This is a genomic window from Actinomycetota bacterium (genome assembly GCA_030682655.1).
Taxonomy (GTDB): Bacteria; Actinomycetota; Coriobacteriia; order Anaerosomatales; family JAUXNU01; genus JAUXNU01.
Genome location: JAUXNU010000126.1, coordinates 41723 through 53808, shown reverse-complemented (window position 1 = coordinate 53808; position 12086 = coordinate 41723). Strand labels below are relative to the sequence as shown.

6 protein-coding genes and 1 rRNA gene are annotated in these 12086 nt (G+C 62.5%); 2 read left to right on the top strand and 5 right to left on the bottom strand.

The window, feature by feature from the left end; translation table 11 throughout:
* Positions 1-939: ribosomal RNA gene (locus Q8K99_07605) — 16S ribosomal RNA — on the bottom strand; the annotation flags it as partial.
* 674 nt (positions 940-1613) lie between these two features.
* Positions 1614-2819: a tyrosine--tRNA ligase gene (tyrS, locus tag Q8K99_07600; GenBank protein MDP2182419.1), complete on the bottom strand. Its 1206-nt coding sequence runs from the start codon at positions 2817-2819 to the stop codon at positions 1614-1616.
* A 404-nt stretch (positions 2820-3223) separates the two neighbouring features.
* Here tyrS and Q8K99_07595 point away from each other — a divergent pair, with 404 nt between their 5' ends.
* Positions 3224-5647, top strand: a complete 2424-nt coding sequence (locus Q8K99_07595; protein ID MDP2182418.1) for a PBP1A family penicillin-binding protein — start codon at positions 3224-3226, stop codon at positions 5645-5647.
* Between the two features lie 26 nt (positions 5648-5673).
* On the opposite strand, the gene Q8K99_07590 is transcribed toward Q8K99_07595, so the two are convergent.
* The gene (locus Q8K99_07590) at positions 5674-8082 is read right to left on the bottom strand and encodes a DUF3656 domain-containing protein (protein ID MDP2182417.1); all 2409 of its coding nucleotides are present in this window, start codon (positions 8080-8082) and stop codon (positions 5674-5676) included.
* Positions 8083-8176: 94 nt separating this feature from the next.
* Between Q8K99_07590 and Q8K99_07585 the strand changes: the two genes are divergently transcribed.
* On the top strand, positions 8177-10390 hold the full coding sequence (locus tag Q8K99_07585) for a PBP1A family penicillin-binding protein (GenBank protein ID MDP2182416.1): 2214 nt from the start codon (positions 8177-8179) through the stop codon (positions 10388-10390).
* 22 nt (positions 10391-10412) lie between these two features.
* Here Q8K99_07585 and Q8K99_07580 read toward each other — a convergent pair whose 3' ends face one another.
* Both Q8K99_07580 and Q8K99_07575 read right to left on the bottom strand, forming a co-directional pair.
* A complete protein-coding gene (locus tag Q8K99_07580; protein MDP2182415.1) occupies positions 10413-11372 on the bottom strand; it encodes an NGG1p interacting factor NIF3 in 960 nt (319 codons plus the stop codon).
* A 13-nt stretch (positions 11373-11385) separates the two neighbouring features.
* On the bottom strand, positions 11386-12075 hold the full coding sequence (locus tag Q8K99_07575; protein MDP2182414.1) for a DNA-3-methyladenine glycosylase: 690 nt from the start codon (positions 12073-12075) through the stop codon (positions 11386-11388).
* Positions 12076-12086: the final 11 nt, after the last annotated feature.

Below are 12086 nucleotides of genomic sequence, written 5' to 3'. Positions count from 1 at the left end.
TCGAATTAAACCACATGCTCCACCGCTTGTGCGGGCCCCCGTCAATTCCTTTGAGTTTTAGTCTTGCGACCGTACTCCCCAGGCGGTTCACTTAATGCGTTAGCTGCGGCACTGAGGGGGTCAATACCCCCAACACCTAGTGAACATCGTTTACGGCGTGGACTACCAGGGTATCTAATCCTGTTTGCTACCCACGCTCTCGCGTCTCAGCGTCAGTATAGGGCCAGAAAGTCGCCTTCGCCACCGGTGTTCCTCCTGATATCTACGAATTTCACCTCTACACCAGGAATTCCACTTTCCTCTCCCCTACTCTAGCCAAACAGTTTCAAATGCACTTCCCAGGTTGAGCCCAGGGCTTTCACATCTGACTTGATAAACCGCCTACGCGCTCTTTACGCCCAATAAATCCGGATAACGCTTGCCCCCTACGTATTACCGCGGCTGCTGGCACGTAGTTAGCCGGGGCTTCTTCTGCAGGTACAGTCAGTTTCGTCCCTGCTGAAAGCGGTTTACAACCCGAAGGCCTTCATCCCGCACGCGGCGTTGCTGCGTCAGGCTTTCGCCCATTGCGCAAGATTCCCCACTGCTGCCTCCCGTAGGAGTCTGGGCCGTGTCTCAGTCCCAGTGTGGCCGATCAGCCTCTCAGCTCGGCTACCCATCGAAGCCTTGGTGAGCCGTTACCTCACCAACAAGCTAATGGGCCGCGGGCCCATCCCTCACCGCCGGAGCTTTCCCCACTAGGCCATGCGACCCAATGGAAGTATCCGGTATTAGCTCAAGTTTCCCTGAGTTATCCCAGTGTGAGGGGCAGGTTACCCACGTGTTACTCACCCGTTCGCCACTCTATACACTCTCCGAAGAGAGCTTTAATCGTTCGACTTGCATGTGTTAAGCACGCCGCCAGCGTTCATCCTGAGCCAGGATCAAACTCTCCGTTGAATTGTTCACAGGGCAAGCCCTGCGATTCACGAAAGTTTGGATCTGCTCGATCCGGGTGGATCCACCTGTATCGGTAAGGAGGCCGATACGGTTTGAATCCGGAGTTGTCATACCGGTTTGGTCTTTTGATGGACCCTCTCGGTTTGACGGGTTTGTGTGGTTCGCTATGCGAACCTAACTGGCTTGTCACAGTATCCGGTTTTCAAGGTTCAGGCGCGGCAGGCACCCCACTTGAGCGGGTCTTTTGCCCACCGTCACGCGCCGGGCTGTCGCTCGGCGGCAAGGGGATACTTTACGCATTCCCCACTGACGTGTCAACAACTACTTCTTGCGTCTTGTTCTCGGCGTTTCCAGGTCATTTGTCCCGCCAGGGGCAATGAAAACGCCCCCTGCTTCCAGGAGGCGCCCCGCCCGACGGTGAACCGCCGACTATATCGGCCTGCTCATCGCAGAATCATGAACCCCTCGGGCTGGACTGTTATCAACCTGCGCTCCGAATCACTACGGTCCGAAGAAGCGGCTCGATAAGACTACCACCGGCCAGGTCACCACGCAACACTCGCACGCACCTCAAGCTGGCTTTTCTATATACCCGCTCTGGATGGTGGAGTAACTGCCCGGACTACCGTTCCGCTGTTCAAGATCACGCAGAACGATCAGTCACTCAAGCGACCTCACAGGGGAAGCACTCGTGCGAAGCGTCGCTTTCCAACCTGCACGACCTTGCCGGAGAGGGTCTCCTCGGCCACGTCATAGGTTCCTGACACCACCGGCACACCGTCGATCTTCACGCCACCCTGATCGATCATGCGCCGGCCTTCGCCATTGGAGGCGACCAGTCCAAGTTCGTTCAGCAGCGCGGGAAGGTGCATCTCCTTGGCCAGTGAGACGCGGATCTCCGGCACATCGGCGGGTAGCTCCCGCTGCTTGAATACGCGATCGAAAGCCCCTTCGGCGGCCTCGGCGGCCTCGGCGGATCGGTAGAGAGATACTACTTCGCGCGCAAGACGCCGTTTTGTGGCATTCGGATGCAGGGCCCCGCTCTCGAGCCCGACTTCTATGGCGTCGACCTCATCGACCGCCACAGCAGTGCAGAGGCGATAGTACTTGAGCATCAGCTCGTCGGGAATCGACATGATCTTGCCAAACATCTCCTCTGCGGAGTCCGTGAGGGCGATGTAGTTGCCGTAGGACTTGCTCATCTTCTGCACGCCGTCGGTGCCCTCAAGAAGCGGCAGCGTGAGGCAGACCTGCGGCTCCATCCCGCTCTTCTCCATGAGCTCGCGTCCCGCGAGGAGATTGAAGAGCTGATCGGTGCCCCCGATCTCGACATCCGCCTGGATCGCCACTGAGTCATATGCCTGTGCCATCGGGTAGAGGAACTCATGGAGCGATATCGCCTGTTGGGAGGCATACCGCTTCGCGAAGTCATCACGCTCAAGAATCCTGGCGATGGTGAACTTGCTTGTCAGTCGCAGGAGTGCCTCGAAGTCCAGTTGACCGAGCCACTCGGAGTTGCGCCTCATGACGGTTCGCTCGGAATCGAGTATGTGGAACGCCTGCTCTATGTATGTCTGGGCATTGGCATCGATCTGCTCTCGGGTGAGAGGCGGGCGAGTCGAGTTGCGTCCCGATGGGTCGCCGATGAGCGCCGTGAAGTCGCCGATGATGAGCACGACGGTGTGTCCGAGATCCTGGAACTGCCGCAGCTTACGGAGGGGAACCGCGTGCCCCAGGTGGAGGTCCGGTGCGGTCGGATCAACGCCGAGCTTGATGGTCAGCGCCCGGCCCCGCGCGAGCTTCGAAACCAGGTCGCTCTCGGGCACAAGATCAGCGATGCCGCTCTTCATGACATGCAGTTGCTCGGTCTGGCTCACCATCAGGGCTTCGCCCTCCTACGGACACATCGGACGCCGCAGACCAGACTGTCGGTTCGGACGAGTTTGCCGAACCGAAACCTTGCGGTACCTGGTTGCCTAGCGGTTTGCACGTCATACTAGCACGATGAAACGCGGCGCCTACTGCCCGAAAGGGCGGACCCGTGCAGCGCCAACACGACCTCCGGGGACGCATGGACGAGTCTGGGTACAACAGGGATGACCGAACCGGAAGCCGCAATGACAAGCCGCGGCCTCGACCCCGGCCGCGCGCGCGGTCCGTATCGTCGTCAGACCCGGGCCGCTCCGCATCCTCGGCAGACCCAAGACGCCGGACCGGCGGGCAGCCTCCACGCGCCGCGGGCCGCAAGCCCCGCAAAGGACAGCCATCCGCGAACCGCAAGCCGATGTCGCGCCGCCGTACGATACTCAAGTACGTCGGCCTGGGTGCGCTGTTCGCCTTCATCGCGCTCCTCATAGTCGGCGCGGTCGCGTACGCGGCCGTTCTCAAGCAGATTCCCGACCCCGGCGTCAAGCCAAAGGGGCGCGACCAGACCTCGACGATCACCGACCGCAACGGCGAAGTCATCGCCAAGCTCTTCGCCGAACAGAACCGCACCGATCGACCCCTTGAGGAGATTCCGACCGCCCTGCGCCAGGCAGTCATCGCAACCGAGGATCAACGCTTCTACGAGCACAAGGGTGTCGATCCGCTCGGTATCCTGAGAGCCCTCTGGGTCGACATACGCAACCCCAAGGCCATGCACGGCGGATCCACCATCACCCAGCAGTACGTGAAGATCGCTTTCGTGACGCCGGAACGCTCCCTCAAGCGCAAGATCATGGAAGCAATACTCGCCTACCGTCTCGAGAAGCGCTACTCAAAGGACCAGATTCTGGAGCTGTACCTCAACACCATCTACTTCGGACATGGGGCCTACGGCGTGGAGTCTGCGGCGAAGACCTACTTTGGACAACCGGTCGACAAGCTCAAGACATCGCAGTGTGCCATGCTCGCGGGCGTCATCAAATCCCCCGGTCGGCACAGCCCCTACATCGATCCGGATGCCGCCCGTGATCGCCGCTCCACCGTCTTGGACCAGATGCTCGAACTCGGGTTCGCTGACCAGGAGACACACGACAAGGCGGATGTGGCCAAGTTCCACCTGACAGGCCTTGGCGACGACTCGACACTGGCTCCGTACTTCGTCGAGCACGTGAAGATGCAGCTGACGGAGGAGTACGGGTCCGAGACAGTGTACCGTGGCGGCATCACCATCAAGACGACTCTCGACCTGCGCATGCAGAAAGCGGCGGAGAAGGCGATCTCGGAGTCCTTGGACCGCGAAGACGACCCGTCTGCGGCCCTCGTAGCCGTGGATCCGAAGACCGGGGCGATTCTCGCCATGGTGGGCGGCCGCGATTTCAAGACCCAGCAGTTCAACGTGGCCACCCAGGGTCGACGTCAACCAGGCTCCTCGTTCAAGCCATTCGTTCTCGCAACCGGACTCGCTGAGGGCATCTCCCCTGAGAAGACCTTCCCGTCCGGACCGGCCTCCTTCAAGCTCCCGAACGGCCAGACATGGAAGGTAACGGGCGCCGGTGGCGGCCAGACGGGCCTCATGCGCCTTCGTCAGGCAACCGAGAAGTCGGTGAACTCCGTCTTTGCGAGACTCATCCTGGATGTAGGCGCGTCGGACGTTGTCGCAACGGCAGAGAAGATGGGGTTGCACGAGGGCATCTTCCCGGTTCCCGCGATCGCCCTTGGTGGTCTTGAGGAAGGTGTCTCCCCGCTGGAAATGGCGTCTGCATTCGGCACGCTGGCCAATGGCGGTATCCACGCGGAGCCCTTCGCGGTTTCTGAGGTGGCGAACGCGAAGGGCGATGTCATGTTCGAGGCCGAACCGTCTTCGACGGAGGCGATAGAGCCCGCGGTTGCATATCTTACGACCGATATCCTCACAGGAGTCATCAAGCGCGGAACCGGCACCAAAGCAGGCATCGGGCGTCCGGCCGCGGGCAAGACGGGTACCACACAGGAGTACCGCGATGCGTGGTTCGTCGGCTACACGCCGGACCTCGCGTGCGCAGTGTGGGTGGGCTACGCAGAATCCCAGAAGGAGATGAAGGACGTCCACGGGCGAGCCGTCACGGGCGGATCCTTCCCCGCGGAGATCTGGAAGGCCTTCATGGTGGACGCGCTTGTGGACACTGCTGAGAGCCAGTTCAAGAAGCCCTCGGGTATCTCCTCGGTCAAGATATGTACGGAGACTGGGCTCAAGGCCACGGAGTACTGTCCCAACACGCTCAACGGTCTCTTCCTGGCGAACCACCTGCCGGAGCCGTGTGAGGCTCACGCCGGACCCACCAAGATTGACATTCCCAACCTGATTGGCATGGCGAAAGCCGACGCGCTTGCCTTGCTCAAGAAGCTGAGCCTGCTGTTCAAGGTTGTTGAGAAGGATGTGAAGGGGGTTCCCGCTGGAATCGTGGCGCGCCAGTCGCCCAAGGCGGGTAGCGAGGGGACGACCCGGACGGTGGTGACGATCGTGGTCTCCAACGGCGGGGGTTCCGACATGCCACCGACCGCGAGATTCGAGTACGGTCCGGTGAACCCCTTTGTCGATCAGCCCGTGTCGTTCGATGCGAGTGCGTCGACCGACGACCGCAAGATTGTGAAGTACCTCTGGGAGTTCGGCGATGGCAACGAGGCCGAGGGGAAGCAGGTCACGTACCATTTTGGCAGCCCTGGAGCCGTCGAAGTCACGCTTTGGGTCACCGACGACACCGGGCAGACCGCCGCCACCACCAAGCTGGTCACGGTCAGGTAGGGCCGCCGGGGAACCTGACCCGCGCGCTATCGCACTCCTCGGAAGAAATGGCCCGTGGTCCCATGCCCGATGACGCGCACGTTCGGCGCAACGCCCGCCGACGCAGCGCGCACACCGCTTCGAACATGCTGGAGAATCCGCACGGCTTCCTCGGGGCTCTCCATCGTCATGTCCAGCCGCACGGCAGCGACTCCAGTTGCCACGACTTCGTCCAGGGCGTGCGAAAGATCGAGCGGCACCGAGTTGAAGATGTGTGATCTGCCAAGGCGGTCGGTGGTCACCGGAAAGGCGTATCCCTTCGCGTCGCGCAGCATGTGCCATTCGCGACGTCGAGGGCAAGAAGTGCAATCTAGCTCGCATGGTCCCTCGGCCATTAGCACGCAATGCTCGGTGACCATCATCTCTTGACGGCCGTAGACGGCCATTCCCACGGGAACCGCACAGTGGCGCGCTATCTCGGCGATCTGGCGTCCCGCAAGTTCCGGGGAGAGCCATAGGAAGTCGGCGCCGCGGTCAGCGAGCAACTGCGCGGCCCAGGGGTTGAACACATTCAGCCCCCAGTGCCCGGATGCGCTGACCCCGCGGGACGCAACCTCACGCACAAGCCCTAGATTGCCAACGACCACGACCTCCTGCTTCGCAGCGGCGTTCAGGAGCGTGGGAACCTGAGCATCGTGGGCGATCCGCGGCAGCTCGATAACCAGCCGCTCCCTCGATCGGACGCGCGAGAGTATCTCCACCGGCACGATAACGGTGTCGGCACCCTCGCCGACACATGCACGTGCGACTGCGGGGTCCGCTGTCCACACTACGACCGCCGGCTCGCCGGACAGCGGCTTTCGCGTCACGGCGAACGCGGGGACAGAAGGACCATGGGTCCGGCGCCTGTTCCAGGGCTCAAGGAATCGGGCTTCAAGCGCCTCGACAGCTTCACGCCGAACGGCGTGAAGCGTCGAGTAGCCGATGCCCACTCCCGGCTGCAGCTCAACATCCCACGAGCGAGCACTGAAGGGCGTGCCGCCGAAACGGCCGACATGCTCGATGATCTCCTCGGCAAGTATCGGCTTCGTGCGGGCTCGCTCGACGACCGGGCCCATCGCCGAGGCACTGCGGTCGCCGTCGGACAGCGTGACCTGAAGCGGCGATCCCTCGACGAGACGGACGGCAACGTCAACGGGAACACGAGCGGCGTCGGCTCCTTCGGCGAACGTTCGCCGCGCGGCCTGTGCCAGCGATGCATTCGCGACACGGAACACCCTGTCGCCGCGAGAAACCGCTCGCTCGACAGAGAGTTCCACCTTCTCGCCTGCTGGTGCGGCGCTCACCGCGCGTCCGGCAAACCCCATCGGCCCGACCTTCTGGGCGAACCGGCCACTGGACGTCCAGAACTCGACCGTGTCACCGGCATCAAGCTGGCGTTCCAGGGCGACGACCACGCGCTCGCCCTCGAGAGCCACGACGCGTCCAACAGGAACGCCACGGTTGTTCGGGCGCGTGTACGACATCATCTGATCGTCGCGAACGCCCTCAAGATACGCCCGTGAGAAACCCCTGCTGAACGCCTCCTCAAGTACGGAGCGCTCGGCGTCGGTAGCGCGAAAGCCCTCCGGGTCCGCGACGGCGCGGTCGATCGCCTTGCGGTAGACACCCGTGACGAGCGCAACATACTCGGGCGACTTGGCGCGGCCCTCTATCTTGAGAGCACTCACGCCCGCCGCTAGAAGTCCCGGGAGCGCATCGATGCCGCAAAGGTCGCGTGGACTTAGAAGGTAGCGTCCGGGAGCAGGCAGGGTCGCGCCCATTTCGTCGATGAGCTCGTACGGAAGCCTGCACGGCTGGGCGCACAGGCCACGGTTCCCAGATCGCCCGCCAATCATCGACGACATGAGGCACTGCCCCGAGTAGCAGAGGCACAGAGCGCCGTGCGTGAACGTTTCGATCTCCACACCCCCGGCTGCGCTCAGATGCGCTATCTCCGAGATCGACAGCTCACGAGCGAGCGTCACGCGCGACACGCCTGCGTCTGCGAGATCGCGCACAGTAGCGAGGTTGTGCGCCCCGAGCTGCGTGGAGGCATGCAGTCGTACCTCCGGCAACTCGCTCCGAACCATGCCAAGGAGTCCGAGATCCTGCACGATGACCGCATCGACCCCCGCCGCCCACGCTGTGTCGATCATCGTCAGTGCGCCGGGCATCTCCTCGGCAGTCACGAGGACGTTCGCGGCAAGGTAGACTTTCACGCCACGAATATGGGCGTAGCGGGTCGCCTCCGGCAATTTCTCGAGGGCGAAGTTCTCGACACCCCGTCGAGCGTTGAGGGCCGTCGTGCCGAGGTAGACCGCGTTCGCACCGTTCGCGACGGCCGCACGAAGCGCCTCCGGTCCACCCGCAGGCGCAAGCAACTCGGGCGCGCGAGTGTCGGGGGTGCGGGTCATGGGGGTATCCATCCGATCGGCAACGGTGCATCATCCACCTGGCACACAGTTCGCGCCATGGGGCACAATGAAAGCCTGGAGGTGAGGTCAAGACATGTCAAGTCGGCGCAGACGCATCCGGCGACGCGGTAGCAGCGGCGCGGGTAGATATGTGGTTCGCGGGAGCATTCTTGCTGTCGTTGCGCTGCTGATCCTCGTGCTTGCCGGGGCTCTCACGGCCTACGGCGTGATGCAGGATTGGCTTGATGAACTCCCCGACTACGAAGCACCAGATGCGTTCAATGTCGCCCAGGCAACGAAGATCTACTCGGCCGATGGAACGCTCCTTGCGCGCCTCTACCTCGAGGACCGAACCGTAGTACCCATGTCCAAGATAGCGACCGACCTGGTGAACGCCGTCGTCGCGGTCGAGGACGAGCGATTCTACCAGCACCAGGGAGTCGACCTCTACGGTATTGCCCGTGCTGCGGTGAAAGACATCATCTCGGGGAACCTCGATGAAGGTGCGTCCACGATCACACAACAGTACATCCGCAACACCGTTCTGCTGAACGAGCGTACGGACATCTCCGCACGCCGCAAGGTGCGCGAAGCCTTCCTGGCGATCGAGCTTGAGAAACGCAAGACGAAGTCAGAGATCCTCGAGTTGTACCTCAACGCCATCTACTTCGGCGAGGGTGCGCACGGTGCTCAGGCAGCGTCCCGGGTGTTCTTCTCCAAGAACGCGGACGATCTCACGCTGCCAGAAGCTGCACTTCTGGCGGGCCTCCCACAGCAGCCGAGCAGGCTGTCGCCATACGACAACCCCGAAGGTGCCCTCAAACGCAGGGACGAGGTCTTGAGGCACATGCTCGATCAGGGCCGTATCACGAGGGCGGCCTTCGACGAAGCCATCGCCACTCCGCTCGAGCTCAAGCGCGCCGAACAACCCAACGAAGGCATCTTCAAGACGCCCTATTTCGTTGCCCACGTCAAGAAGGTCCTCCAGCAGAAGTTCGACCAGGCGACCGTGTTCCAGGGCGGCCTGACCGTTCACACCACAATCGACCTCAAACGCCAGAAGATGGCCGAAGACGCGGTGAAATCCCAGCTCGGCAAGAAGAGCGATCCCGACGTCGCACTCGTGTCCATCGACCCACGAAACGGTCACATCGTCGCGCTGGTCGGCGGACGAGACTACGACAAGAACAAGTTCAACCTCGCCACCCAAGGAAAGAGACAACCCGGATCGTCCTTCAAGACGTTCGTGCTCGTAACGGCGCTCAAGGAGGGCATGCCGCCCTACCGGTACGTCGATTCGTCCTCTCCGGCCAAGATCCCCTCCAACCCCGTCTGGATCGTTGGGAACAGCGAAGGCTCCGGCAGGGGTCGCATCACGTTGGAGTCAGGAACGCGCTCCTCGGTCAACACGGTATTCGCCCGGCTGATATGGGAGCTGAACGACAAAGACTCGACCGGTGCCGAGAAGGTAGCGGAAACCGCGCACGACATGGGGATAACCTCGAAGATGCCCCCCTACCCATCGATTGCTCTCGGGGCCCAGAACGTCACGCCCCTCGAGATGGCATCGGCATACGGCACGCTTGCGACAAACGGGAAGCATGTCCCCGCCACCGCGATAACGAAAGTGGTCGATGCGCACGGCAAGACGATCTACAAAGCCGACGACGAAGGTGAACAGGTGCTCAAGCCGGAGATCGCCTATGCGGCGACGTCTATCCTCAAGGGAGTCATTACCGGCGGCACAGCCAGGCGGGCACAGATCGGACGTCCCGCCGCCGGCAAGACCGGCACGAGCCAGAACTACCGCGATGCCTGGTTCGTGGGCTACACCCCGCAACTCGTGACCTCAGTCTGGGTCGGCTACTACAAGACAGAGAGATCGATGCGCTACGTCAACGGTGTGCGAGGATTCGGAGGCACGCTCGCCGCGCCGATCTGGGCGAAGTACATGAGCGCTGCCCTCAAGAACGAGCCCAAACTCGACTTTCCAAAGCAGAAGAAACCCAGGTACACCTGGAAGAGCGACTGGGACCAGAACAAGGAGATCGAAGTCCCCGGGGTCGTAGGACTTACGCTCAAAGCGGCGCAGGCCCTGCTCGCAGAGGCCGACCTGAAGCTGTCCTCCAAGACTGACTACTCAAGCACCGTGCCCAAGGGCAGAATCATCTCACAGAGTCCGAAGGCCGGCGGCAAGGCCAAGCTAGGCAGCACGGTGGGGGTTGTTGTATCGGGCGGCAAGAAGCCCGCTGCGCCACAGCCGGGCAAGCCTCCGACGCAGACCGTCGAACCCACGGCGACCCCGTAGCGGTTCGCGTCGTTGCGCGCGTCTACCTCTTGACGCGAATCATGCCCGAGACTGTGATGATCTCGACGTCTCCGGCCTTCTCGATCTCGTCGAGCACAAGGTTCATGCCGAGCGTGTCCGAGGAGATGTGTCCCGCAATCACAAGGTTCAGTTTGAGCTCCTCGGCGCGCTTCCTGTGTTCTTCGGAGTAGTGCATGCCGACGAGCGTCCCGACCCCGGCCTGCGAGAGGCGATCGAGCGCCTCTTTCGGTCCCTCGGTCCCGCCGGTCATGTCGGCGACCATCCTCCCGGGACGGGCGGAGCCGCTTCCCTGAACGAGCGCGGGCCCGTAGCCCTTCCGTGCAGCATCGGCGTACTCCGGAATCGTGCGGAGTGCTTTGACGACTTTGTCGAGCGTGGCAGGCTTCTCGGCATCGAGGAAGCGCTGGACGAACGAGTTGACCGAGTTGTCGGCTGGGGTGTGGCAAGACATCACGGCGATGTCGAGCACGCACGCAGCATCGATTGCCCGGTAGTGGTTGACCGGCATGATCCGGCGGCGGATCTCCTCGGCACGCGGCGCCATCAGAGCATCACCTGCCGCTATGCTCACACCTTCCGCGGCCCATAGGTCGGCCTGCATTCCCATGACTTCGTGGAGGTTCGCATACCCGGGACCCTCCGGGTGGTGCGCGAGGATCAGGTCGATGCGGTCACCCCTCTCTCGAAGCCGGTCCGCGAGGAGAACCTCCCCGACCTCCATGTCGACCCCGGTGATGATGCCGCGGACCTCCAAGTCGGGGTCTCCGCAACAGATGCGCGTGTCCGAGTACGGGTTCGTGAGTCTCTCGGAGTCGAAGAACTCCTTCTCGTCATCGTCCAGCTTGTCGAACGTCTTCCGGGCTTCGGCGAGCAGCCTGTCGATCTCGGAGCGGTCGCGCGCGTCCTCGGCGACACCCTTCTCGACGGCGATGCGATAGATGTCTCCAAGTGTGACACTCATGTTCAGGCTCCTCTCAAGCAGGCTGGCCATCCGTCCGGCAATCCCTCGCGGAAGGATCGGTGCGACCCCTCGACACGAACTCGCTCGCTCGGACGTAGTAGCGCATATGCAGTTCATGCCCTGCGGACAGACCGATGCGACCGGACACCGCGATCTCCCCTGGCGGCACCGCGCCATCGTACACGATGAGTCTGCCATCTGCGAGAACGGTGCCGTTGTCCGTGAGGTCGACCCCGAGTGCAGCTGCGAGCTTGCCGGGACCATTGGTGATATCGCGTCCGTGCCGTCCATGGCGACGGTCGCGCATGGCCACAAGGCCGTAGACTGGCTCCAGCGCCCGCACGAGCACGGCGCCGGCAGTCCCGTTCCGACAGCACACGAGGTTCAACATGTGGTGGTTCCCGTATGTGAAGTACACGTACGCCGTGCCAGGGGGCCCGTACATCACAGCATTGCGCTTCGTGACACCCCTCGTCGCGGCGTGGCTGCCGGGGTCGTCTCTACCAAGGTACGCTTCCGTCTCGACGATCACGCCTCCCGTTTCGACTCCCCCCGCTCTGCTCGAGAGCAGGCAGCCAAGGAGATCCGGGGCGACCTCGCGCGGGTCGCGATCGAAGAACGCGGTTGGCAGCGGGACACGCCCGCGGTCCTGGTTCGCCCACGGTGCGAGGACTCCCCAGGAGGGGTCGAGCTCGATGCTCATGTGCGGATCCT